General features: G+C 70.7%; 19 protein-coding genes. 4 read left to right on the top strand and 15 right to left on the bottom strand.

What is annotated here, in order from left to right:
- Positions 1-6: 6 nt before the first annotated feature.
- Complete coding sequence (locus RT282_RS02585) at positions 7-1452, top strand: bifunctional serine/threonine-protein kinase/universal stress protein (protein ID WP_313311592.1); 1446 nt, start codon at positions 7-9, stop codon at positions 1450-1452.
- 73 nt (positions 1453-1525) lie between these two features.
- Here the strand turns inward: RT282_RS02585 and RT282_RS02580 are convergent, their stop codons facing one another.
- The 6 genes from RT282_RS02580 to RT282_RS02555 are packed head-to-tail and all read right to left on the bottom strand — an operon-like array spanning position 1526 to position 8475.
- Positions 1526-2617, bottom strand: a complete 1092-nt coding sequence (locus RT282_RS02580; RefSeq protein ID WP_313311591.1) for a glycosyltransferase — start codon at positions 2615-2617, stop codon at positions 1526-1528.
- Positions 2617-3801: a glycosyltransferase family 4 protein gene (locus RT282_RS02575; RefSeq protein ID WP_313311590.1), complete on the bottom strand. Its 1185-nt coding sequence runs from the start codon at positions 3799-3801 to the stop codon at positions 2617-2619. The genes RT282_RS02580 and RT282_RS02575 overlap by 1 nt, the downstream gene beginning before the upstream one ends.
- Positions 3798-5492, bottom strand: coding sequence for an ATP-binding cassette domain-containing protein (locus RT282_RS02570; protein ID WP_313311589.1), 1695 nt, complete (start codon positions 5490-5492; stop codon positions 3798-3800). Before RT282_RS02570 ends, RT282_RS02575 begins: the two co-directional genes overlap by 4 nt.
- Positions 5492-6400 (bottom strand): glycosyltransferase, encoded by a 909-nt coding sequence (locus RT282_RS02565; RefSeq protein WP_313311588.1) that lies wholly within the window; start codon positions 6398-6400, stop codon positions 5492-5494. The genes RT282_RS02570 and RT282_RS02565 overlap by 1 nt, the downstream gene beginning before the upstream one ends.
- Positions 6397-7533 (bottom strand): hypothetical protein, encoded by a 1137-nt coding sequence (locus tag RT282_RS02560; protein WP_313311586.1) that lies wholly within the window; start codon positions 7531-7533, stop codon positions 6397-6399. Before RT282_RS02560 ends, RT282_RS02565 begins: the two co-directional genes overlap by 4 nt.
- Positions 7534-7581: 48 nt before the next feature.
- On the bottom strand, positions 7582-8475 hold the full coding sequence (locus RT282_RS02555; RefSeq protein ID WP_313311585.1) for a glycosyltransferase: 894 nt from the start codon (positions 8473-8475) through the stop codon (positions 7582-7584).
- Positions 8476-8722: 247 nt separating this feature from the next.
- Here RT282_RS02555 and RT282_RS02550 point away from each other — a divergent pair, with 247 nt between their 5' ends.
- On the top strand, positions 8723-9757 hold the full coding sequence (locus tag RT282_RS02550) for a serine/threonine protein kinase (protein ID WP_409519432.1): 1035 nt from the start codon (positions 8723-8725) through the stop codon (positions 9755-9757).
- 16 nt (positions 9758-9773) lie between these two features.
- Here RT282_RS02550 and RT282_RS02545 read toward each other — a convergent pair whose 3' ends face one another.
- Genes RT282_RS02545 through htpG form a run of 4 tightly spaced genes read right to left on the bottom strand, consistent with a single transcriptional unit; the run spans position 9774 to position 13765 of the window.
- Positions 9774-10394, bottom strand: a complete 621-nt coding sequence (locus RT282_RS02545) for an ankyrin repeat domain-containing protein (RefSeq protein ID WP_313312587.1) — start codon at positions 10392-10394, stop codon at positions 9774-9776.
- Positions 10395-10449: 55 nt separating this feature from the next.
- Complete coding sequence (locus RT282_RS02540; protein ID WP_313311583.1) at positions 10450-11139, bottom strand: exosortase H-associated membrane protein; 690 nt, start codon at positions 11137-11139, stop codon at positions 10450-10452.
- Between the two features lie 7 nt (positions 11140-11146).
- Positions 11147-11746 (bottom strand): exosortase H, encoded by a 600-nt coding sequence (xrtH, locus tag RT282_RS02535; RefSeq protein ID WP_313311581.1) that lies wholly within the window; start codon positions 11744-11746, stop codon positions 11147-11149.
- Positions 11747-11800: 54 nt separating this feature from the next.
- The gene (htpG, locus tag RT282_RS02530) at positions 11801-13765 is read right to left on the bottom strand and encodes a molecular chaperone HtpG (RefSeq protein ID WP_313311579.1); all 1965 of its coding nucleotides are present in this window, start codon (positions 13763-13765) and stop codon (positions 11801-11803) included.
- Positions 13766-13885: 120 nt separating this feature from the next.
- Here htpG and RT282_RS02525 point away from each other — a divergent pair, with 120 nt between their 5' ends.
- Entirely contained in the window at positions 13886-15199 is a 1314-nt protein-coding gene (locus tag RT282_RS02525; RefSeq protein ID WP_313311577.1) for an amidase, read from the top strand.
- Positions 15200-15276: 77 nt separating this feature from the next.
- Here the strand turns inward: RT282_RS02525 and RT282_RS02520 are convergent, their stop codons facing one another.
- From RT282_RS02520 to RT282_RS02500, 5 genes are all read right to left on the bottom strand, one after another.
- A complete protein-coding gene (locus tag RT282_RS02520; RefSeq protein WP_313311576.1) occupies positions 15277-16992 on the bottom strand; it encodes a methyl-accepting chemotaxis protein in 1716 nt (571 codons plus the stop codon).
- Between the two features lie 167 nt (positions 16993-17159).
- On the bottom strand, positions 17160-18119 hold the full coding sequence (locus RT282_RS02515; protein ID WP_313311574.1) for a pseudouridine synthase: 960 nt from the start codon (positions 18117-18119) through the stop codon (positions 17160-17162).
- A 35-nt stretch (positions 18120-18154) separates the two neighbouring features.
- Entirely contained in the window at positions 18155-18886 is a 732-nt protein-coding gene (locus RT282_RS02510; protein ID WP_312756139.1) for a Crp/Fnr family transcriptional regulator, read from the bottom strand.
- A 139-nt stretch (positions 18887-19025) separates the two neighbouring features.
- A complete protein-coding gene (locus tag RT282_RS02505; protein ID WP_313311572.1) occupies positions 19026-19730 on the bottom strand; it encodes a general secretion pathway protein GspB in 705 nt (234 codons plus the stop codon).
- Positions 19731-19763: 33 nt separating this feature from the next.
- Positions 19764-21452 carry an AAA family ATPase gene (locus RT282_RS02500; RefSeq protein WP_313311571.1) on the bottom strand — a complete coding sequence of 563 codons (1689 nt, stop codon included), beginning with the start codon at positions 21450-21452 and terminating at the stop codon, positions 19764-19766.
- A gap of 230 nt (positions 21453-21682) precedes the next feature.
- On the opposite strand from RT282_RS02500, the gene RT282_RS02495 reads away from it, so the two are divergent.
- The gene (locus RT282_RS02495) at positions 21683-23620 is read left to right on the top strand and encodes an AMP-binding protein (RefSeq protein WP_313311570.1); all 1938 of its coding nucleotides are present in this window, start codon (positions 21683-21685) and stop codon (positions 23618-23620) included.
- The last annotated feature ends 14 nt before the right edge of the window (positions 23621-23634 follow it).

Below are 23634 nucleotides of genomic sequence, written 5' to 3'. Positions count from 1 at the left end.
GTCGCCATGAAGCTGCTGGCCCCCGGCACCGAGATCGACGGCTTCGTGGTGCACGAGTGCATCCACTCCGGCGGCATGGCCCACATCTACCGCGTGGGCTATGCCAACGCGGCGCGTGACCCGGGCTTTCCCCTGGCCATGAAGATCCCGCGCATGACGGTGCGCGACGGGGCCGAGACCATCGTCAGCTTCGAGGTCGAACTGACCATCCTGCCTACCCTCAGCGGCCCCCATGTGCCGCGCTTCGTGGCGGCCGGCGACCTGGTGCGGCTGCCCTACCTGGCCATGGAGTACATCGAGGGCCAGACGCTGGCCCACTGGCACGAGACCCACGCCGGCCCCGGCGGCGCGGTGGCGGACACGCCAGCTATCGCCCGCATCGGCAGCGCCCTAGCGATTGCCGCGCACAGCATCCATGAGCAGAACGTCTGCCATCTGGACCTGAAGCCCGCCAACGTGCTGCTGCGCGAGAACGGCAGCGTGGCGCTGCTGGACTTCGGCCTGTCCTGCCACGCCCACTACCCCGACCTGCTGGCCGAGGAGATGAGGAAGGCCGTGGGCTCGCCCGCCTGGATCGCACCCGAGCAGGTGGTGGGCGTGCGCGGCGACCTGCGCAGCGACATCTTCGCCATCGGCGTCATGCTGTACGAGCTGGCCACCGGCGAGCTGCCGTTCGGCGCGCCGGCCACCCAGGGGGGCCTGCGCCAGCGCCTGTGGATGACGCCCCAGCCCCCGCGCGCGCACCGCCCCGGGCTGCCCGAGTGGCTGCAGGAGGTCATCCTGCGCTGCCTGGAGCCCGTGGCGGCCGAGCGCTACCCGTCGGCCGCGCAACTGGCCTTCGACCTGGCCAACCCCGAGCAGGTGGTGATCACCGAGCGCGGCCGGCGCACGCGCGGGCCGGGCCTGCGCCGGCACTTCAAGCGCTGGATCCGCGCCGCAGGCATGCACTACCAGCCCAGCCCGCTGCCGCACGACCAGATCGAGCGCTCGCCCATCGTCATGGTGGCCGTGCCGCACGAGGATGTGAGCGATGCCACGCTGTACTCGCTGCGCGAGGCGGTGGCGCGCTCGCTGGGCATACGTCCCGGCGCGCGGCTGGCCTGCGTGACGGTCATCAAGGCGTCGGCAGCCAGCAGCTCCGACAGCGCCCGCAGCGAGACCACGCTGCACCGCACGCACCTGGCGCGCCTCAAGCAATGGGCGGCCGGCCTGTCCCTGGACGGCCACAGCGCCAGCTACCACGTGCTGGAGGCCGGCGACGTGGCCCAGGCCCTGGTGCGCTACGCCGAGGGCAACCGCGTGGGCATGATGATCCTGGGCGCCGCCACCCACGGGCTGCAACTGCAGCGCTTCATCGACACCGTGCCCATCCGCGTGGCGCGCGACGCGCCGTGCACCGTCATCCTGGTCAAGCAGCAGCTGCCGTTCGCTCAGCTGGGCGGCGGAGCCTGAAACCGCGGCGCCACACGGGCGTTTCGCAGTGCTTGCGCCTGGCGCCCGGGCCGTGGCGTCCGGGCTACGCCGCTCATCCTCCGTGGACCAGGGCGCGCATGCGGTCCGTGAAGCGCTCGCGTGCAAACAGAGCAGCCCGTGCCTCACATGCGGAGCGCATGCCCTGCGCACGCGCGGCGTCCATGCGCAGCACCGCTTGCACAATGGCATCCACCCCCGGATCGGGTGACAGCAGCAGGCCCGTCTCCCCCTCCAGCACCGTTTCCAACAATCCTCCTTCCGCCACGCCGATCACCGGCTTTCCGGCAGCCATGCTCTCCACGGGGGACAGACCGAAGTCTTCGTCGTAAGGAATGTAGATGCTGGCGCGCGCGCCACCGATGAGCCGGGCAAGCCCCGCGTCCGTCTGCCAGGACGTGAAGTGCACGTTGGGCGCGCCAGCGGCCAGGCGGCGCAGCTGGCCGGTGCGCGAACCTCCGGACGCCACCACCAGCTGCTGCGACGGCATGCACGCGAAGGCCTGGACGATGCGGTCCACGCGCTTGAGGTCTTCGTGCCGCGCCAACGAGATGAAGTAGTTGCCATCGGCAATCCACCGAAAGCGCTGGGTGTCCACTGGCGGGTAGATCACCTCTGCCTCGCGCTGCAGGTAAAGGCGCAGCCGTCGGCGCGTGTTTTCCGAGTTCGCCAAGACCATGTCCATGCCGGCCAGGGCGGCCTCATAGCGGGGCCGCAGCTGCTGAGCAAGGGCATGCAGCAAGGGGCGCAGCAGCGTGGGCAGACGAGCTAGGTAGTGCGCACGTAGGTCGTAGACGAAGCGTGGGGGCGTATGGCAATAGTAAAAATTGCGGCGCCCCTGGCGGTGGTGGACGGCCAGAGGTGCCAGTGAGCCGCTGAACACAGCCCAGTCGTACCCTGCCACGCCGCGCGCTTTGGAGCCGGCGAAGGCCAGCAGCGTTGCCGCGTCGCGCAAGCCGGGCGCCCGCCAGGGCACGCCCAGGTCGTGGCACAGGAAGGGCCTCAGCTCCGACAGCGGATAGCAGCGTGGATTACGGTAGCCGTAGCACAGCGCCTGGGCCTGCAGTGCATCAGCCAGCTCCAGCATGACCCGCTCAGCTCCCCCGCGCGCCTCCAGGAAGTCGTAGAGAATGACGCCACCGGCCATCAGAGCGCCCCTTTGGCGGCCGTTTCGGCCCAGATGCGGCCTGCCGCACCCAGGGCAGCAACACGCTGCGGGGCGGCCTGCAGTGCCAGCATCGCCTGTACGAACTCCTCGGGCGTGCGCGCCGGCAGGTAGTGCCGCCCCGCCTCCAGGGCAAGGCCGCGCACCGCTTGCGGACTGGCGACCACGGCCAGGCCCCAAGCCAGGGCCTCCAGCGTCTTGAGCTTGGTGCCGCCGCCGCCTGCCAGGGGCAGCAGGGCAACTGTGCTGGCGGCATAGACCGGAGCCAGATCCGACGCGTCGGCCACCACCTCCACCCCTTGTGTTGTATGCAGCTGGGCGAGCAGCCACGCTGGCGGGCGGGCACCGGCAATCGTCAGCGTCCACGGAAGCGCCAGCCGCTGACGCAGCAGAGGGACTATGCGGGTGGCCAGGAGCAGCGCCGCCTCCTGGTTTGGCGGGTAGTCGAGCCGACCAACGAAGAGCATACGCAGTCCGGCCGCCGCACGCGACCTGGTAGGGGTGACCGCCGGCGCGGCGAGCCGGTTGGGGCGCAGGCCTGCACCCGCAAAGGCCGCGCAGTCTTCAGGGGCAGCCAGCCATACCGCGTCATAGTTCCTCGGCACCCGCTCTTCCAGGGCCCGGTACTGCTGTGCCTCGCGCAGTGCCAGCGCTGCCTCCACCCGGCGGCCCATGCGCCAGTGCGTGCCTGCAATGCTGGCCAACGTGGACGAGTCCCAGTCGTCCAGATCGAGTTCGGCGCGGTTTACTACCAGCCTGGCACGCAGCCAGTCTGAGACTCCGTGCAGGTACAGCCGGAAGACGACCAGGCGTGCGACGCGGCGCTCTCCGATCGCGGCCGCCATCGCTGAGAGAGCAGGCGCAGACTCAGCCGGCAGCTGCCAGTGCGCCACCGTGCCCGGCCAGCGAACGCTTAGCGAAGGCGCCAGCCAGCCCAGCCGGCGCTGCCAGGGCAGCGGAGTACGCACGTCGGCGGGACCATGCCAAAGCAGCGTGCCCGGCGGCCACTGCCCTGCAGTGCCCGCTGCCTCTGCCTCTGCCGTCCACACGTGCACTTCATGGCTCGCGGACAACTCCTGCAGCCAATCCCAGGCCCGCAGGGCGCGGCCACTGCCTCCCGGCTGCGGCAGCACAGGACTGAGCAGCACCGCCACCGGTCGCGTCATGTCGAGTGCTCCACCCGCCCTTCGTGCACCCGCCAGACTACCTGGGCGAACCGCAGCGAGGCAAGGCGGTGGGTGACGAACAGCACCGTGGCCTGCGGCAGGGCCGCGCGCAGGCTCTCGAACAGCGCCGCCTCGGTGGCCTCGTCCATGGCGGCAGTGGCCTCATCGAGCAGCAGCAGGTCCGGCTTGCGATAGACGGCGCGCGCGATTGCCAGGCGCTGCCGCTCCCCTCCCGACAGCTGCAACGTTCCCTGCTCCGGATTCTTGTCGGCGAGCTGGGCCACGGCCAACGCCTCGCCCACCGCATCCTCGCACCCGGCGTCCACACCGAACACCACGTTCTCGCGCAGGCTCGCATCCAGGATCGCCACATGCTGCGGCACGTAGGCAATCCGCGGCGGCCCACCTGCGTCGCTCTGCCACACGACCGATCCGCGCGTGGGCGTCTGCAGGCCGGCCACCACATCCAGGAGCGTGCTCTTGCCTGCGCCGGAAGGCCCTACCAGCGCCACCCAGGCAGGCCGCTCCACCTGCGCCGACACCGCCCGCAGCACTGGCGCCGCGTGCCCGGCATGGGTGACTTCCACGCCCTCCAGTCGCAGCGCCGGCGCGCCGTCGACCGTGTCCATTGCCGGCGTGTCGCGGCGGTGCGAGGCGGCCGCTGCCAGTTCGTCGCACACCAGCTGTATGTTGAGCGCCGCTCCGCGCAGGGAAGTGCGAATACTCAGCAACTGCATCATGGCCGGCAATAGGCTGCGAGCAACCACGGCGTAAAACACCAGATAGGGCAGTAACCCACCCAACGGGCGCCCCGTCCAGGACCAAGCGAGCACGCATACCAGCACCACCGTGAAGGCCAAATAGTCGAGTGCCACGCGTGGCAATACCGGCATGAACGCGAGCCAGCGGTTGGCCCGCGCGAGCGCCTGCAGCTGCACGGCGACGCCCTGCAGCACATGCTCCTCGGCGCCGTGGACTCGCAGTTCCTGGAAGGCGTCCAGCGCCTCGCCCATGCCCAGGTGCCAGCGGCGCAGCGCGTCCTCGCGCACATGCGCAGCCCGTTTCTGGCGCGCACCGACAAAGCGTTGCACCAAGCCATTGAGGCCCAGAAATGCCAGCGCCAGCGCGATCGACACCCACGGACTGACCACCACCATCAGCGCCGTCAACACCACCACCAGCAATGCGCTTGCGATGGCGGACGCCGCCAGGTGGCAAGCGTACGCAGCATCGACAGCGGTGATCGTGCAGCGCCGGAAGTAGTCACTGCGGTTGCGCTGGCGGTAGCCTGTCCAGCCCTGTGCAAAGTACGCGGACAGCAGGCGTAGCACGGTGTGTTTCTGTACCTCCTGCTGAAAGCCCGCCACTCGCCATTGCAGGCCCATGTCGGCCAGCATCTTGACCGACATCAGCGCCAGCAGCAGAGCCGAATACGTCATGACCGGATCGGCGCCCGTCTCCGCCGCGACGTGGCCCACCACGCCGCACTGGCGCTCGCCCAGGCAGGCCACATAAGGCAGTGCTGCAGCGGCAACGAGCATTTCCAGCAGCGAGAAGACGGCGCTGAATACGGCGATGCGGCGCAATGCCCGGCGGTGCGCCGGCACCAGAAAGCGACGCACGTCGCGCTGCAGCGTCAGCACGTCGGCGCCCAGCGCGCGCAGCCAGGCCCAGGCCTGTCCTTTCAGCACTAGCGCCTCCACGCCTCGCGCAGCGCACGTAGCGGGTGGCTGCACTCCTGGACGAAAGCCTGCAAACGCTGTCGATGCCAGGCAGCCCTGTCTGGCGCCAGGTCTTCCGGCAGGAACGGCCTGGCCAAGCGCGCGTAGGTGGTGTTTGCGAATGCCACGTATTCGGGTGTCAGCCGGCCGGCATGAAAGCGCGAGAAGTCGCGCCTCTCGGCAGACCACCACAGGTGATTCCAGAGATGCAGACTGTAGGCCTGTGGGGGCAATGGGCAGTCACGCAGGAACAGGTCATCGATGCGCTCCGGCCGCCAGTCGAATGCGTAGTACGACGTCTGTGGCTCCACGTGCAGGCGCCCCGGCAGGCGCCGCGCCAGCGTATAGGGCAGCAGCGTGGAGTGCCCGCTCCAGCTTCCGTCAAAGCGCTCTGCCATGCCTTCCAGCCAGGCGCGGCAAAAGGGGTCGGCGGCCGGCGCCGCGATCCAAGCGTTGCAGTACGAGGGTTGAGCGGGATCGGGCGAACGCTCCTCGCCGAGCACGCAGGTCGTGCGCCGCCACAGGGACTCGGGCAGGGGGCGCACGAACAGGGTGTCGATGTCGGCATACACCCCGCCTTCGGCGATCAGGGCCTGCAGCCGCACGAAGTCGGCAGCATGGGCATAGCGGTAGCGCGCGATGGCAGGGTCGGAGTATCGAAAGTGCTCGACCAGTGCGCAGGGCTCGGCCCGCTGCAACTGCAATGCCGGCCGGATCCGGTCCCACCACGGCCCCCAGGGCTCGTGCTGGTAGTGCAGCACGACGGCTCGCGGCCTCTCTACCGCCAGGCATGAAGCCAGGCACAGGTAGTACATCAGGTGGAATGGCTCCGTCTGAGGCTTCAGGCCGAAGACGAAGTGGAAGGTGCGGGGAATCATCCCGGCTCCTGCAGTGCAGCCCGCAGCGCGGTCAGCGTCTGCGCGGGCGAAAAGGCGGCTTGCACATGGTCGGCAAGCGCCGCTCCGCGTGCCTTGGCTGCCACCGGATCGGCGGCCAAGGCACGCATCCAGCGCCCGGCCTGCGCGGTGTCGGGGGCCGCCCAACGGTCGCGCGCTGAATAGCTGAATGCCCATACGGGCTCGTGCGCCGGCACCATCCGGTAGTCGACCAAGCAAGCCAGTTCGGGCGGTAGGAAGTCGGCCTGCCCGCCGTAGCCGGTCATGACCACGGGCCGTCCACACAGAGCAGCATCGAAGGCGCCCAGCCCCCAGCCCTCGGTACGGGTCAGGGAGACGAAGGCATGCCCCAGGGTGTGCAGAGCCTGCATCTCGCCATCGGTCAGGCCCTCGTCGTCGATGACATGCCAAGAGGGCGACGCGGGGCGGCTCGCGGCAAGCAGCGCCGCCGTGTGCGAAGGACGCGGGTGACGCAACCGAAAACCTGCACGCCAGTGGCGATGCCAGCGTGTCAGGTCCTTGGCCGAGGTCTTGACCACCAGCGTGACCGGGTCTTCGCTGGTGAAGGCATCCAGGTAGGTGCGCAACACGTCTTCCGTGCCTTTGCGCGCCGTCCAGAAGCCGATGGTGTAGAACACGAAGCGGCCTTGCAGCGCCTGCGCCCCCCCCAGCCGCGCAAGCAGCGACGCCTGGGCCGTAGCAGAGGCCGGGACGCCCCCGAACTGCGACAGGTGCGGCACCACGTGGATGGGCACCGTCACTGCGCTGTTGCGGAGCACCTCCACGTTCCAGCGGCAGGGCACGATCACTGCGTCCAGCTGGTTCAGCAGTGCGGGCCAGTGCGCGGGCAGCCGCTCCAGCTCCCAGACCGTGTAGCCGACGATGCGCCGGCCTGGGGCGCGCTCGCGCGCGAGCCACCCGGGGTAGTACTCCGGCACGCAGTGCAGCAGCACAGTGTCGTAATCCACGGGCCGGTGCGCGAGCGGACGCAGGTCGTCTTCCACCACCTCGCGTGCAGGCACGGGTTGGTAACGTGCGCCCGGACAGCGCAGCGGCACCCACTGCAGCGGCACGCCGGCCGCAGCCAGCGCCCGCAGGTAGGCCTTGGCAGCCACGGCATACCCCGTCGTATCCGCTGGCGAAACGTACTTGAGACCGCGCATTCATCCACCCGTTCGAAGGCCGCGCTGTCTGCCGCAGGACCGGGCATAGCGCCACATGCCGACGCCGATGCCGGCAATCCGGGCCGCATGGGCCACGCTTACCCAGCCGCGAAACGCCAGCGTCTGCACGGCCGCCGAACCGAGCGTGCGCGTCACCCACCATAGGGTATGGCCCCGCAGACGCCGTGCCACAAAGGCGCCGTCACCCTGGGCATAACGATAAAAGCGCTGGACGGCCCAGCGGTTCCAGGGTGGAATCTTGTTGGGATGCTGCATCTGGATGGCAGGGTCGAAACGCGCGCGCCAGCCAGCGCCCACGCCCAGCAGGCGATCCACCAGCTCTACGCCCTCGGCCGCCGGGAAGGGGGCGCCGGGTCCGAAGCGCGGGTCGAACCCTCCCGCCGCCAAAAACAGTGTCCGCTCGACGAACAGCGTGGCCTCGGTCACGCAGGCGAACATGGTCCAGCGGTCGAAATCCTCGGCCATGCGGCGCCAGCGCAGCACGGAAGGCTGCTGCGCGGCATCCACAGTCCGGCCCGTGGCGATGCGCACACCCGGCGCAGACAGCACGCGCCGCGCCATGGCCAGCGTGTCGGGCTGGTATACGCAATCGTCGTCGGGAAAGCCGATCCAGCGCCCGCGCGCCAAGGCCGCGCCCGCGTTCCGCGCGGCCGATGCGCCGCGCGTGGGCAGCCGCAGATGCCGCAGCGTCAGACGGCCGGTGAACGCAGCCACCACGGCCGCCAGGTGGTCATCGACCTGCTGGTCGGCGACGATGATCTCGAAGCTGCGCTCGCTGCTGGCCAGAAGACTGTCCAGCAGGGCATGCAGCAGCCGGCCGTCGGGATCGACGGTCGCCACCACCAGGGAGAAATCCGGCGCGGCACTCAACACGCCACCCCGCGGCACACACCGCTGGACGGCACGGAATTGGTCAGGAGCATGGGAGATCCGTAAGAGGCCGGCGTTGCGCAAACAGCCGTGGGCGCCCTGCCGCACATCGCGGCGCTAACGCGAGCAGTCTTGCAGGAGGCGCGAATTCTAGTGAGGTTGGCCTGCGCCTGCAAAACCGGAGCCTGTGCCGACCCGACCTGCAACAGCCAGTGCCCAGCGCGGGCCTTCCCCGAAGACAATGCCCGGCATGCCGCTGCCTGACCCGGATCCTTCCCACCCCTACGCCACCCTGACGCCCGATGCCGTGCTGGACGCCCTGGCCAGCATCGGCCTGTACGGCGACGGCCGCCTGATGGCCTTGGGTTCGTACGAAAACCGCGTGTACCAGGCGGTGCTGGAGGACGGCAGCCGCGTGGTCGCCAAGTTCTATCGCCCGGGGCGCTGGAGCGACGCGCAGATCCTGGAGGAGCACGCCTTCGCGCAGGAGCTGGTGGCGGCCGAGGTGCCCATGGTGGCACCCCTGGCGATCGAGGGCGGCACGCTGCACCGCCACGCGGGTTTCGCTTTTTCGGTCAGTCCTTGGCGCGGCGGGCGCACGCCGGAGCTGGACGACTTCGAGGTGCTGGAATGGCTGGGCCGTTTTCTGGCGCGCATCCACAACGTGGGCGCGGCGCGGCCATTCACCTGCCGGCCGGCGCTGGACCTGCAGGGCTTCGGGCAGGAGCCGCGCGACTGGCTGCTGGCGCAGCAGATCATTCCCATGGACCAGCAGACCGCTTGGCTGACCGCGTGCGATAAAGCTCTTGAATTGATAGCTGCTGGCGCTTATTCCACGGGCGCTGGAGGCCAATTTAGCTTGAAAGACGCAAGCCTGCTGCGGCTGCATGGCGACTGCCATCCGGGCAACGTGCTGTGGACGCCCGTGGACGAGCGCGGCGGCGGCCCGCACTTCGTGGACCTGGACGACGCGCGCACCGGCCCGGCCGTGCAGGACCTGTGGATGCTGCTGTCGGGCGAACGCCGCCAGCGCACGCAGCAGCTGTCGGCGCTGCTGGACGGCTACGAGCAACTGCGCCCCTTCGACCGGCGCGAGCTCATCCTGATCGAGCCGCTGCGCACGCTGCGCCTGATCCACTACAGCGCGTGGCTGGCGCGGCGCTGGCAGGACCCGATCTTCCCGATCAACTTCCCGTGGTTCGGCAGCAGCGACTATTGGCGCGGTCAGGTAGACCTGCTGCACGAGCAGATCGAGGCCATGCAGGAGGAGCCCCTGCACGCCTGATGAGGGTAGCGCCGGCTCAGCGTCCGCCGGCAGCGGCCAGGATGCGCGCCATCTCCGCCTGCCCGCGCCGGCGCGCGTGCGCCAGCGGGGTGACGCCGTCGCGGTCGGCCAGGTTCACGTCGGCCCCGGCGGCCAGCACCTGGCGCGCGATGTCCTGGTGCGCCGGGCCGCCGTCGCTCAGCACGATGGCCTCCAGCAGGCAGGTCCAGCCCAGGCGGTTCACGTGGTCCACGGCCACGCCGGCGGCGATCAGCGTGCGCACCGTCTCCACATGGCCGCGCTCGCAGGCCGGGATGAGCGCGGTGCCGCCGTAGCGGTTGGTGCTCTTGAGGTCGGCGCCATAGGACAGCGCCATGCGCAGGATCTCCAGGCGGCCCTGCGCGCCGGCCAGCAGATAGGCGCTGTCGCGCATGTCGTTTTGCAGGTTCACGTCGGCGCCGGCCAGCAGCAGCGAGCGCGCCACCTCCACGTGGTCGCCGGCCGTGGCCAGCAGCAGCGGCGTGCTGCCCTGGGCGTCGCGCGCGTTCACGGGCGCGCCCTGCGCCAGCAGGCCGCGCACGGCCGCCGCATCGCCCTCGCGGGCGGCCTGCAGCAGCGCGGCGCCAGCGTCGGCAGGCGGCTGTGCCCGGGCGCCCATGCAGGCCAGGGCCAGAGTTGCCGCTGCGGCGAAGCTGCGGATGAGCCGGCGCCTGTCAGCCACCGGCGCTCTCCCGGGCAGCGGGCCGCCTCTTGGCCTGCAGCGACTGCTTCCAGCCGTGCACGATCACGTCGGTGAAGAACTTGCGATCCAGCAGCAGCCACACCAGCACCGGCGCCAGCGTTGGCAGCACCAGCACGCCCACCTGGTAGCCATAAACAATGGCCTCGACCTGCCACTGCTCCACACGCAGCGCACGCACGTCCAGGCCGGTGGCGCCGACCAGCTGCATCAGCAGGTACATGACCAGGCTGAAGGCCTGCACGGGCAGCAGCAGCACGTAGCCCAGCAGCGCGCGCTGCAACCGCCCCGGCGCCCGCGCCGCACCCCAGGCGGCCAGCAGCAGGGCCCAGAAGATGGGCAGGCCGAAGGCGTAGCGGCCGGGGTCGGCGTCCAGTGTGACCTCGCCGCGGCGCCCGCCCGACTGCGGCGCGACCACCTCCACGGTGGTATCCACCTCGATCAGGCCAGGCCGCTTGTGCACGCTGCGCACCCACATGGGCGCGACCTGCTCCAGCGCCACGTGCGAGACGGCGGCCACCGGATAGGACAGCCAGGGCGAGGCCTGTGTCCACAGCAGCGTCAGGCCGACCACGCCGGCGAAGGCCCACAGGGCAAAGCGCACCAGCACCGGCGGACGGCGCGGGGCGTCGGCGGGGGATTCTTCGGCGGGATGCATCGGCATGGCCTCGTCAGCGCGGGGACAGGTCCAGCGACGAGCTGACCGAGCCCGAGGGCGCGCGCGGCGTGACGCTGGGGCGCACCACGGGCGGTGCTGGCGGCTCGTCGGGCGGCGGCGGCTCGCTGGCCGCGCGGTCGCGTGCCCCGGCGCGCACCCACAGCAGCCAGACGACGAGCACGTCCAGCATGATCAGGCCCTGCCAGAGAAATTCGTGCGCGAAGTCAAAAGCTTCCTTGCTCCACTGGCCCAGGTAGAACAGGCTGATCACGCGCACCACGTTCAGCGCCTGCACGGCCGCGAAGCCGGCGGCCAGGCCCACGAGCTTGTGCCGCCAGGTCGAAGGAAAGGCCATGACGGCGGCGAACAGCACGATGCAGGCCTCGATGCCGTTGCAGCCGGGCTCGATGGACACGCCGAAGCCGGTGGCCGTGTTCCACAGCACCTTGCCCTGGGCGGCGGCGCTGCTGTCGAACCAGGTAACCAGCCCCGCGCAGATGCGCGCCAGCAGCGCCGTCCAGGGCAACACCAGGTGCTGTTGCACCCAGTTGAGCATGTTCAGCCCAAACAGCGACAGCTGCAGGGTGAGAAAAAGCAGGAAGAAGCGCAGCATGGGCAAGGGCGTGGGGTAGCGCGGGGATTATCCACGCGCACCCCCGCCAGAGCGTCAGGCCAGCAGCGCGTTCACGCGGCGCACATAGGCGGCCGGATCCTCGGGCAGGCCGCCCTCGGCCAGCAGGGCTTGGTCGAACAGGATGTGCGCCAGGTCGTGGAAGTGCACGCTGCCGTCGAGTTTTTGCACCAGCGGGTGCTCGGGATTGACCTCCAGCACCGGCTTGGACTCGGGTGCGGCCTGGCCGGCCTGCTTGAGCAGGCGCGCCAGCTGGGTGCTCATGCCCCCGTCGGAGACCACCAGGCAGGCGGGCGAGTCGACCAGGCGCGTGGTCACGCGCACGTCCTCGGCCTTGTCCTTGAGGGCATCCTTGAGCTTGGCCAGCAGCGGCTTGAAGGCCTCGGCGGCCTCCTCGGCGGCCTTCTTCTCGGCCTCGTCCTGCAGCTGGCCCAGGTCCACGGCGCCCTTGGCCACCGACTGCAGCGGTGTGCCGTCGAAGTCCTGCAGGTAGCCCAGCGCCCACTCGTCCACGCGGTCGGTCATGAGCAGGACCTCGATGCCCTTCTTGCGGAAGATCTCCAGCTGCGGGCTGTGCTTGGCGGCGGCCAGGGTGTCGGCGGTGATGTAGTAGATCGCCTGCTGGCCCTCCTTCATGCGCGCCTTGTATTGCTCCAGGCTGACGCTGGGAGTGTCGCTGGACGTGGAGGCAAAGCGCAGCAGTTTGGCAATGCGCTCGCGGTTGCCGAAGTCCTCACCCAGGCCTTCCTTGAGCACCGCGCCGAACTCGGCGTAGAACTGGCTGTACTTGCCCTCCTTGGCCTTGTCCTCCTCGCTGACGACGTCGGTCACGCCGTCCGCGCCCTCGCCCGCGTCGTGGCGGTCATGCTTGGCCAGGTCCTCCAGCATCGACAGCACCCGCTTGGTCGAGCCGTCGCGGATCAGGCGCACGTCGCGCGACTCCTGCAGCAGCTCGCGGCTGACGTTCAGCGGCAGGTCGGCCGAGTCGATCACGCCCTTGACGAAGCGCAGGTAGCCGGGCATCAGGCTTTCCGCGTCATCCATGATGAACACGCGCTTGACGTACAGCTTCACGCCCGCCTGCTTGTCGCGGTTCCACAGGTCGAACGGTGCCTTGGCGGGGATGTACAGCAGCTGCGTGTATTCGGTATTGCCCTCAACGCGGTTGTGGCTCCAGGCGAGCGGGTTCTCGTGGTCGTGGCTGATGGCCTTGTAGAAGTCCTGGTACTGCTCGGGCGTGATGTCCTTCTTGGGCCGCGTCCACAGGGCGCTGGCCTTGTTCACGGTTTCCCACTCGCCCGTCTTCACCATCCCGCCGGGCTCGCCTTCCTTCTCGGACTCCTTCCACTCCTCCTTTTCCATCAGGATGGGCAGGCTGATGTGGTCGGAGTACTTGGCGATGATCTGCTTGAGCTTCCAGGCGTTCAGGTACTCCTCGGCGTCCTCGCGCAGGTGCAGGATGACACTGGTGCCACGCTGCTGGCGCTCGATCTGTTCGACCTCGAACTCGCCGGCGCCGGCGCTGGCCCAGCGCACGCCCTCGGCCGCCGGCAGGCCGGCGCGGCGGCTTTCCACCGTGATGCGGTCGGCCACGATGAAGCCGGAGTAAAAGCCCACGCCGAACTGGCCGATCAGCTGGCCCTGCTCGGACGCGGTGGCCTTCTGGTCGCCGGAGAGACGGCTCATGAAGTCCTTGGTGCCGCTCTTGGCGATGGTGCCCAGGTGCTCGATGGCCTCCTGCTGGCTCATGCCAATGCCGTTGTCGGCGATGGTCAGGGTGCGCGCCGCCTTGTCGAAGGACACGCGCACCTCCAGGTTGGGCTGGCCCTCGTACAGGGCGGGATCGTTCAGCGCCTCGAAGCGCAGCTTGTCGCAGGCGTCGGAGGCGTTGGAGACCAGCTCGCGCAGGAAGATTTCCTTGTTGGAATACAGCGAGTGCGTGACCAGGTGCAGCAGTTGCGCCACTTCGGCCTGGAAGGAATGCTGATGCTTGTTGCTCATGCGTGAAAACAAAGACGGGGTTGGACAAAAAACAAAAGCCGGCGCAGCCGGAACGCCTGCCCATATGAGGCCGGCGGGCCGCGCTTCAAGAGGGCCGCGCTTGGCGGCACACTACGCGCCATGGAGCAGCACCTGAACACCAGCAGCACGCAGCGCACCGAGCGCGCCCTGGCCGCCATCGAGGCGGCCGGCGACGAGGGCCGGCGCATTTTCACCCGGGTCTACCGGCAAGCCGCCCTGCAGGCCGCGCGCGCGGCCGACGAGCGCGCCGCCAGCGGCATCACCCTGGGCCCGCTGGACGGGCGCATCGTCTCCATCAAGGACCTGCTGGACGTGGCCGGCGAGCCCACCACCGCCGGCTCCGTTGCCCTGAAAGACGCCCCGCCGGCGACGCAGGACGCCGCCGTGGTGCAGCGTCTTCGCGCGGCCGGCTGCGTGGTCATCGGCAAGACCAACATGACCGAGTTCGCCTTCTCAGGGCTGGGCATCAATCCGCACTACGGCACGCCGGGCAACGCGCACGACACCCGTCGCATCCCCGGCGGCTCGTCCTGCGGCGCGGGGGTGAGCGTGGTGCGCGGCATGGCCGAGATCGCCCTCGGCACCGACACCGGCGGCTCCATCCGCATCCCGGCGGCCTTTGCCGGCATCGCCGGCTTCAAGCCGACGCAGGCGCGCGTGCCGCGCGATGGCGCCCTGCCGCTGTCGTACACGCTGGACACCATCGGCCCGCTGGCCGCCAGCGTCGAGGACTGCGCCCGCGCCGACGCCGTGCTGGCCGGCGAGGCATGGCAGCCGCTGCCGGCACGCCAGGTGGCCGGCCTGCGCATTGGCGTGCCGCGCGGCTGGCTGCTGAGCGACACCGACGACGCCGTGCTGGGCGCCTTCGAGCAGGCCCTGGCAGCCTTGTCCGGTGCCGGCGCGCGCCTGTCCGACCTGGCCCTGGACGAGTGGCTGATGGCCCCGGCCCGGCTGCAGCAAAACGGCACGCTGTCCGCCGCCGAGGCCGCGCACATCCACCGCGCGCTGCTGGACAGCGCCCCCGAGCAGCTGGACCCGCGCGTGCTGGCACGCATCCAGCCCGGGCGCAGCATTCCCGCGCAGCACTACGTGGGCCTGCTGCAGGCGCGCGCCCAGCTGCTGCCGGCGCTGGACGCGCAGCTGCAGGACGTGGAACTGCTGGCCCTGCCCACCGTGGCCCTCGTGCCCCCGCGCATCGCCGACCTGGAGCAGAGCGACGCGGCCTTCATGGCCGCCAACGCCCGCGTGCTGCGCAACCCCTCGGTGTTCAACTTCTACGACCTGCCGGCCCTGTCGCTGCCCATGGGCCGGGCGGGCGGCCTGCCCTTCGGCCTGATGCTGGTCGGCCGGCGCGGGCGCGATCGCGAGCTGCTGGCCCTGGCCACCGCCGTCGAGGCGCTGGACCGCTCATAAAACAATAGCTTTTTGCGCTTTATTCATGCGGGTTTGAGGCCGATTTGGCCTCAAACCCGGCTGGAGCCACCCCGGGTTTAGAAGCTCTCCCAGTCGCCACCCTCGTGCGCCAGCGCGGGGACGGGCGCGGCAGCCGCTGCCTGCGGCGCGCCGGCGGGCTTGGCAGGCAGGGCCGCAGTGGCTGACGCCGGTGCGGCTTTGGGGACAGGGGCAGCAGTCGCTGCGGGCGGCGTGGCGGCCGCGGCGCCGCCCGCCAGCTTGAAAACCGCCACCGCCTGCACCAGCTGCCCGGCCTGGGCGCGCAGGCTGCTGGACGCGGCGGCGCTTTGCTCCACCAGCGCGGCGTTCTGCTGCGTGGTCTGGTCCATGTGCACGATGGCCTCGCCCACCTGGGCCACGCCCTGGCTCTGCTCGCCGCTGGCGGCGCTGATCTCGGCCACCACGCCGGTGACGCGCTGGATGGCGGAGACCACCTCGCGCATGGTCACGCCGGCGCGCTCGACCAGGGCCGAGCCGGCCTGCACGCGGTCGGTGCTGGTGTCGATGAGCTGCTTGATCTCGCGGGCCGCCTGGGCGCTGCGCCCGGCCAGGGTGCGCACCTCGCTGGCCACCACGGCAAAGCCCCGGCCCTGCTCGCCAGCGCGCGCCGCCTCCACGGCCGCGTTCAGCGCCAGGATGTTGGTCTGGAAGGCGATGGAGTCGATCACGCCGATGATGTCGGCGATCTGGCGGCTGGCGCTGCTGATGCCCTGCATGGTCTGCTCCACCTCGGCCACCACCTGGCCACCCTGCTGCGCCACGCTCGAGGCGTCGACCGCCAGCTGGCTGGCCGCGCGGGCGTTGTCGGCGTTCTGGCGCACGGTGGCGCCCAGCTGCTCCATCGCGGCCGAGGTCTGCTCCAGCGCGCCGGCCTGCTGCTCGGTGCGTGCGGACAGGTCGTGGTTGCCCTGGGCGATCTCGGTGCTGGCGGCGGCCACGCCTTCGGCGTTGCGCCGCACTTCGCTGACGATGCCGGCCAGGCGCGACTGCATGTGCGCCAGGGCCTGCAGCAGCTGGCCGGTCTCGTCGCGCGCGCCAGCGCGCAGCGGCTGCGTCAGGTCGCCCTGGGCGATCTGCTCGGCCGCCTGGGTCCCCTGGCGCAGCGGAGCGACGATGGAGCGCGTCACCCACCAGGCCAGGAAGGCCCCCAGCGCCAGCGCCAGGGCCAGGCCCGCGCCCAGCAGCATCTGGCTGGCGCCGGCCAGCGCCTGCGTGCTTTGCTGGCCGGCGCGCAGCTGCGCCTCCATGTCGGTGCGCAGGGCGCCCAGGGCCTGCAGGTAGGCGTCGGCCAGGGGGTGCAGCTGCTGGTCCACCATGGCGCCCACGGCAGGTTCGCCGCCGCGGTGCAGGGCGTGGATCTCTTCCAGCTTGTCCTGGTAGGCCTGGCGCGCGGCCTGGATGGCGGCCAGCGGCTGGCCGCCGTGGCCGCTGGCCTGCAGCAGCTCGGCGATGCGGCGGGCCTTGTCGTCGGCCAGCTGCGTGTCGGCCTTGATGTCGGCGGTGAGCTTTTCCATGTAGGCCATCTCGACGGCCTTCAGGAAGGCCTCGGTGCGCACCCAGTTCAGCCGCACCAGGGCGGCCCACTCCTCCACCACCAGGCGCTGCTCGATCTCGCGCGTGGCAACGCGCTCGCCGGCGTCGCTGAGCACGCCGATGCGCCACATGCCTGACAGCGCCAGCACGGTCGTAATCAACAGGATGAGGCCGAAGCCCAGCCCCAGGCGCGAGCCCACGCGCAAATTGTTCAGTGCCATAGTTCCCAAGACCCGATCAGTCGATGTTCGGGCTCCCATGCGCCCGGCAGGCCGCGAGGGTAGACCGGGCCGCAAGGCGGCCGCATGGGCACTATCCTGTAGGTTTTGTCATGCAGGTGACAGAAACCAGCAGATTCTGATTGTTTCTATTACTTACTAGATCAATCTCAAAAGCGCTCGCCCGGCCTCAGGTAGCGCCACTGACCCACGGGCAACTGCCCCAGCAGCACGCGGCCGATGCGGATGCGCTTGAGGCCCACCACCTTCAGCCCGACCTGTTCGCACATGCGGCGGATTTGGCGCTTCTTGCCCTCGGTCAGCACGAAGCGCAGCTGCTCGGCGTTTTGCCACTCCACCTGCGCGGGTTTCAGGCGCTGGCCGTCCAGGCTCAGGCCGTGGCGCAGCAGGGCCAGCTTGTCCTGCGGGAAGGCGGCGCGCACGTCCTGCGCCATGTCGCCGTACTGCACGCGCACCAGGTATTCCTTGTCGACGGTGGAGTCCTCGCCGATCAACTGGCGCGCCACGCGCCCGTCCTGGGTCAGCACCAGCAGGCCGACGGAGTCGATGTCCAGCCGCCCGCAGGGCGCCAGGCCGCGCAGCTGGGCCGGCGAGAAGCGCGTGCGGCTGGCGTCGCCCTGCCAGTGGGTGCGCGCGCTGATCAGGGCGACGGCCGGCGTGTGCCCGTCCTCGGCCTGGCCGCTGACATAGCCCATGGGCTTGTGCAGCACGATGGTCACCTGCTGTTGCTGCTGGCCCTGGGCGGCGCGGTCCACTTCGATGCGCGCCTGCGCGCCCACCTGCTGGCCCATCTCGGCCACGCGGCCGTCCACGCGCACCCAGCCGCGGGCGATCCACTCGTCGGCCTCGCGGCGCGAGCACAGGCCCAGCTCGGCCATGCGCTTGTTCAGGCGCTGGGTGGCGGACGAATCGGCGGCCGCCGGAGTGCGCGGCGCTGCGGCAGCGCGCGGTGCAGCAACCGCTGCGCGGGGCGCGGGCACGGGGCTGGCGGCGCGGCGCGGCGCGGCCGCAGGTGCCGCCGGCGCCGGGGCGGCTGCCGGGCGGCGCAAGGTGAGGCGGGCGCGGGGCGCCTGGGCGGGGGCGGGAGGGCGTGGGGGCCGGTCGGACATGGCCCGTATTGTCGCGCGCGGCGGCTGGCGCGCGCTCAGGCGGGCGCGCCCTGCTGCTGCGGGAACAGGCTGGTGCGCAGCGCCTCCAGGTCCAGCACGCGCAGGCCGCCGTATTCCACCTGGATGGCGCCTTGGGCCTGCAAGAAGGCCAGCGCTTCGTTCACGCGCTGGCGCGACAGGCCGACCAGATAGGCCAGCTCCTGCTGGGTGATGCGCAGCACCTCGCCCACGCCGGGGTAGAGCACCGGGTTGAACAGCGCCGCCAGGCTGCGCGCCACGCGCAGGTCGGGCCGGCCCATGCGGTCGATCTCGCGCGCGGAGATGAACTGGCCCAGGCGCTCGTTGAGCTGGTTCATCACGAAGCGGTTGAAGCCGATGGAGTGGTCCAGCAGCCAGTGGAAGGTGTCGATCGGCAGGCCGGCGACCACGCTCCTGCGCAGCGCCTGGATGTTGTAGCGGTAGGGCTCGCGCTTGACGACCGTGCCCTCGCCGAACCAGCCGCCCGGGGGCACGCCGGTGAAGGTCATGGTCAGGCCGTCGGCGTTGTCGGCGCTCATCTTGAGCAGGCCCTCGACCACGCCGAACCAGTAGGTCACCGGACGGCCCACGCGGCACACGTAGTCGCCCGCGCAGGCGTCACCCACCACCAGCGCGGCCACCGCGCGTGCGCGCTCGGAGGGTTGCAGCAGGTGCAGCCAGGGAATGCCGTCCAGATCCGCCTGGGTGGGCGGGCGGCGGCGCTGGTAGAGCGAGGCGTCTTGCATCATGGGCCGTCAGCTTGGCGGCAAACGCGACCGGCGTGGCAGCGGGAATACCACGAAACCGCGCCTCGTGAACTATCAAATCAATAGCTGCTTGCGCTTTACTGGCGGGCGCTGTAGACCAATTTGACCCATAAACCCCTGGCTACTGCGCGCCCAGCGCGTAGCGGTAGCCCTTGAAGGACCACACCGTGCGCGCCTGCTCGATGCGCTCCAGCACCAGGCCGGGCGCGGCCTGGTCGCCCTCGTGCAGCACCTGGCCGTTGACGATGGCCATGCGGTGCTGCGGGTTGGACGAATAAGTGATGCCCGCCAGCTGCAGCGTGGGCAGCTGCGAGCGCACGGCCGGCGGCAGGTCGGCCTGGGCGAACACGGTGCCGGCGGCGCGCGGGGCCTCGGTGGGAGCAGCGGCGGCCGGCGCGGGCGCCGGGCTGCGGGCACGCTCGGTCGGCGCGGCCTTGGGCGCTGGCGCCGCGGCCCGCTGCGGCGCCGGCTTGGGCGTCGCAGGCGGCGCCACCGGCGGCGGTGAAGGCAGCTCCAGCGGGGGCGGCGCGGACAGCGCCACCGGCGGCGCAGCAGGCGTGACAGGCGCGGCTGTGGCCCCTGCGGCGCCCGCGGGCGCGGCCGGCGGCGGCGTGGTCTCCGTCGCCGTCGTCGCGCGGCCCAGCCACCAGCCGGCGGCGCCCAGGCCCAGGGCCAGCAGCAGCGCCAGGGGCAGCCAGGGCACGCCCGCGCCGCGCGCGGTGGCGGGCAGCTCGGCCGGGGCGGCCGCGGGCGTGTGCAGGTCGGGCACGCCGCCGCGGTTGCGCTCGGCCTGTGCGCGCCGCAGCGCGTCGAGGATGTAGGACATGGAAGGAAGAAGGGAAAAAGCTGTGGGCTGTGATCAGCTGGCGCCGCGCTCCAGCCGCGGCTCCTGCACGCCGGTGGCGCGGTTGAGCTGCATCAGAGTTAGGGGGCCGGCCTGGCCATCGGGCGTGAGGCCCTGGGCCAGCTGGAACTGGTGGATGCGTGCGCGCCGCGCGGCGGCCGACAGCGGGCGCGCCGGGGCGGCCGTGCCGCTGGCGCGGGCCAGCTGGCGGTCCAGCCAGGCGGCGGCCGCACTGCTGGCCATCAAGTCGCCCGAGGCCGGCAGGTTGGCCGGCGCCTTCCACAGCGTGGCAATGTCGCCATGCCACAGCGGCGCCAGTTCGGCCAGGGGCACACTGCGGGTGGTGCCGCCGGCGCCAGCCAGCTCGGCAGAGTCGCCCTGCAGGGCCTGCAGCACCACCACGTGCTCGGGCCCGCCGCCGGGCGGCTGCAGCGTCAGCAGCACCGGACGGTCGATCAGGCGCAGCAGGCTCAGGCTGGCACGGCGGCTGCGAAAGCAGCGCAGGCCCTGGCCCGCAAGGGCGGCGCAGGCATCGGGCGCATCGGATGGGACCTCAGCCTGCCAGGCGCGCGCCAGCGTGCGCCAGGCGGCGGCCTCGGCCGTGGCGGGCTCGGGCTGGGACTGCAGGAATTGCGTCAGCGTGGGCGCGGCAGGTGCGCCGGCGGGTTGGGCAGCGGCTGCGCCAGCAGGAGCGGCAACCGATGCGGGCGCCGATGCAGCGGTTGCCGTTGCGGTCGCCGTGGAGGCCGGGCTTGCCACGCCCGTCGGCCAGGTCACCAGCCCCAGCGCCCAGACAGCCGCCAGCGTGGCGCCGGCGCCGGCCAGCAGCCCCGCGCCGCCGGCCAACCAGCGCCGCTGCGCACCGGCGCCCCGGGCCGGGCTGCCGGTGCCGAAGACCTCGCGCGCGGCCTGGCGCAGCGTGGCACCGCGCACCTGGCGCTCGCCCCGGCTGTAGGCGCCCAGCAGGGCGCGGTCGCACAGCACGTTGATGCGCCGCGGCACGCCCTGGGTGATGGCGTGCACCTGGGCCAGCGCGCGCCGGTCGAACGGCAGCGGCCCGCGCAGGCCGGCCACCGACAGGCGGTGGGCGATGTACTGCGCCGTCTCAGCCCGGCTCAGCGCGGCCAGGTGGTAGCGCGCGATGACCCGCTGCGCCAGCTGCTCCAGGCTGGGCTGGGCCACCATGGCGCGCAGCTCGGGCTGGCCGATCAGGATGATCTGCAGCAGCTTCTTCTGGCTGGTCTCCAGGTTGGTCAGCAGGCGCAGTTGCTCCAGCACGTCGGGCGCCAGGTTCTGCGCCTCGTCGATGATCAGCACGCTGCTGCGCCCGGCGGCGTGCGCGCCCAGCAGGAAGTCGTTGAGCGGGTCGATGCAGTCCTTGACGGTCTCCGCGCCGGGCGTGGCTGGGCTGTGCGGCACGCCGAACTCGTCGCAGATGGAGCGCAGCAGCTCCGGCACCGTGAGCTTGGGGTTGAAGATGTAGGCGACGTTGCAGCTGTCCGGGATCTGCTCCAGGAAGCACCGGCACACGGTGGTCTTGCCGGTGCCGACCTCGCCGGTCAGCAGCACGAAGCCGCCGCCCGCATCCAGCCCGTACAGCAGATGCGCCAGCGCCTCGCGGTGGCGCTCGCTCATGAACAGGTAGCGCGGGTCGGGAGCGATGGAAAACGGCGGGTGCTCCAGGCCGAAGAACGGGGCGTACATGGGCGCGAGGATACCGCCGCAGCCGGTGGGACCGCGCGCTGGGGCGGTGCCAGGCGGCGACGCGGCGCTTCAAGGGTTACACCCCTGAGGACTAACCCGCAAATTGTCGTCGCGAAGACAAGATGACGTCAAAGTCGTTCCTACCATTGGTTGCAATCCGACGGCGATCCGGGTGTTGGCCCCTCCCGCACCGGCACCGCCGCCGCTCCCGAACCCGACAGGAACCGGATATGACGACCACGTTCCCCCACCTGCTGCAGCGCCACGCCGCCGACCGCCCGGCGGCGACGGCGCTGCGCGAGAAAGAGTACGGCATTTGGCAGACCTGGAGCTGGCAGCAGGCTGCCGCCGAGGTACGCCACATGGCCTGCGGCCTGCTTTCGCTGGGCTTCACCCGCGGGCAGAACCTGGCCCTGATCAGCGACAACCGCCCGCACGTGTACATGGGCTTCCTGGCCGTGCAGAGCGTGGGCGGCGTGCCCATTCCGCTGTACCAGGACGCCGTGGCCGCCGAGATGACTTTCGTCATACAGGACGCGGACGTCGCCTTCGCCTTCGCCGAGAACCAGGAGCAGGTCGACAAGCTGCTGGAAGTGCGCGAGACCGTGCCCGGCATCCGCCACATCATCTATGACGACCCGCGCGGTCTGCGCCACTACGACCAGCCCGGCCTGATCAGCACCGCCCAGCTGGTGGCGCGCGGCGCCGAATGGGACCGCGCCAACCCGGGCGTGTGGGAGGCGCTGCTGGGTGGCGTCCAGGCCTCGGATGTCTCCGTCATCCTCTACACCTCGGGCACGACGGGCAAGCCCAAGGGCGTGTGCCTGACGCACAGCGCCTTCATCGAGTCCGCACGCGGCGGCATCGAGGTGGACCGTCTGGGTCCGCAGGACAACGTGCTGTCTTACCTGCCGCCGGCCTGGGTGGGCGACCACCTGTTTTCCTTTGCGCAGTGGATGGTGGCGGGCTTCACCATCAACTGCCCTGAGTCGGCCAGCACCGTGTCCATCGACATGCGCGAGATCGGCCCGAGCTACTACTTCGCGCCGCCGCGCGTGTTCGAGGGCATGCTGACCTCGGTCTCCATCCGCATGGAGGACGCGGCGCGGCCGAAGCGCTGGCTGTTCGAGCGCTGCATGCAGCTGGCGCGCCGCGTGGGATCGGACATCCTGGATGGCAGACCGGTCGGCGGGCTGGACCGCCTGAAGTACCGCCTGGCCGACCTTGCCATCTATGGGCCGCTGCGCAATGTGATGGGCCTGTCGCGCATCCGCGTGGCCTACACGGCGGGCGCGGCCATCGGGCCGGACCTGTTCCGCTTTTTCCGCTCCATCGGCATCAATCTGAAGCAGCTGTACGGCCAGACCGAGACCTGCGCCTATGTCTGCCTGCAGCGCGACGGCCAGGTGGAACTGGCCAGCGTCGGCCAGGCAGCGCCCGGCATCGAGCTGAAGATCGCCGACAGCGGCGAGGTGCTGGTCAAGGGCGTGTCGGTGCTCAAGGAGTACTACAAGCGTCCGGACGCCACGGCCGAGGTGATCGACGAGAACGGTTACTTCAGGACCGGCGACGCCGGCCTGATCGACGCCAGCGGCCAGCTGCGCATCATCGACCGCGCCAAGGACGTGGGCAAGACGGCCAGCGGCGCGATGTTCGCGCCCAACTACATCGAGAACAAGCTCAAGTTCTTCCCGCACATCAAGGAAGCGGTGTGCTTCGGCAACGGCCGCGAGACGGTCTGCGCCTTCATCAACATTGACTACGAGGCCGTGGGCAACTGGGCCGAGCGCCAGGGGATTCCCTACGGCGGCTACGTGGACCTGGCCTCCAAGCCCCAGGTGCTGCAGCTGATCGCCGAGTGCGTGGGCAAGGTCAACGCCGACCTGGCCAGCGAACCCGGCATGGCCGACACCCAGGTGGCGCGCTTCCTGGTGCTGCACAAGGAGCTGGACCCGGACGACGACGAGCTGACGCGCACGCGCAAGGTGCGCCGCGGCTTCATTGCCGACAAATATGGCGTGCTGGTGGACGCGCTGTACGCCGGCCGCGCCGAGCAGTTCATCGAGACGCAGGTGAAGTTCGAGGACGGGCGCACCGGCAGCGTGAGCGCCACGCTCAAGCTCGTGGACGCCACGATCCACCCCGCCAGCGCGCGCGCCGCCGCCTGACCGCAACGAGGCTT

Origin of the sequence: Pulveribacter sp. (assembly GCF_032079985.1) — a bacterium.
Taxonomy (GTDB): domain Bacteria; phylum Pseudomonadota; class Gammaproteobacteria; order Burkholderiales; family Burkholderiaceae_C; genus Melaminivora.
The sequence above is the reverse complement of the archived record's forward strand: the minus strand, read 5'-3'. Positions and strand labels throughout refer to the sequence as shown.

Excerpts from the sequence above, each read along its gene's own strand:
- RT282_RS02585 (WP_313311592.1), top strand. The coding sequence starts at position 7 with ATGAAGCTGCTGGCCCCCGGCACCGAGATCGACGGCTTCGTGGTGCAC.
- RT282_RS02580 (WP_313311591.1), bottom strand. The coding sequence starts at position 2,617 with ATGGCCGGTGGCGTCATTCTCTACGACTTCCTGGAGGCGCGCGGGGGA.
- RT282_RS02575 (WP_313311590.1), bottom strand. The coding sequence starts at position 3,801 with ATGACGCGACCGGTGGCGGTGCTGCTCAGTCCTGTGCTGCCGCAGCCG.
- RT282_RS02565 (WP_313311588.1), bottom strand. The coding sequence starts at position 6,400 with ATGATTCCCCGCACCTTCCACTTCGTCTTCGGCCTGAAGCCTCAGACG.
- RT282_RS02550 (WP_409519432.1), top strand. The coding sequence starts at position 8,723 with ATGCCGCTGCCTGACCCGGATCCTTCCCACCCCTACGCCACCCTGACG.
- RT282_RS02545 (WP_313312587.1), bottom strand. The coding sequence starts at position 10,394 with ATGGGCGCCCGGGCACAGCCGCCTGCCGACGCTGGCGCCGCGCTGCTG.
- RT282_RS02540 (WP_313311583.1), bottom strand. The coding sequence starts at position 11,139 with ATGCCGATGCATCCCGCCGAAGAATCCCCCGCCGACGCCCCGCGCCGT.
- xrtH (WP_313311581.1), bottom strand. The coding sequence starts at position 11,746 with ATGCTGCGCTTCTTCCTGCTTTTTCTCACCCTGCAGCTGTCGCTGTTT.
- htpG (WP_313311579.1), bottom strand. The coding sequence starts at position 13,765 with ATGAGCAACAAGCATCAGCATTCCTTCCAGGCCGAAGTGGCGCAACTG.
- RT282_RS02525 (WP_313311577.1), top strand. The coding sequence starts at position 13,886 with ATGGAGCAGCACCTGAACACCAGCAGCACGCAGCGCACCGAGCGCGCC.
- RT282_RS02520 (WP_313311576.1), bottom strand. The coding sequence starts at position 16,992 with ATGGCACTGAACAATTTGCGCGTGGGCTCGCGCCTGGGGCTGGGCTTC.
- RT282_RS02515 (WP_313311574.1), bottom strand. The coding sequence starts at position 18,119 with ATGTCCGACCGGCCCCCACGCCCTCCCGCCCCCGCCCAGGCGCCCCGC.
- RT282_RS02510 (WP_312756139.1), bottom strand. The coding sequence starts at position 18,886 with ATGATGCAAGACGCCTCGCTCTACCAGCGCCGCCGCCCGCCCACCCAG.
- RT282_RS02505 (WP_313311572.1), bottom strand. The coding sequence starts at position 19,730 with ATGTCCTACATCCTCGACGCGCTGCGGCGCGCACAGGCCGAGCGCAAC.
- RT282_RS02500 (WP_313311571.1), bottom strand. The coding sequence starts at position 21,452 with ATGTACGCCCCGTTCTTCGGCCTGGAGCACCCGCCGTTTTCCATCGCT.
- RT282_RS02495 (WP_313311570.1), top strand. The coding sequence starts at position 21,683 with ATGACGACCACGTTCCCCCACCTGCTGCAGCGCCACGCCGCCGACCGC.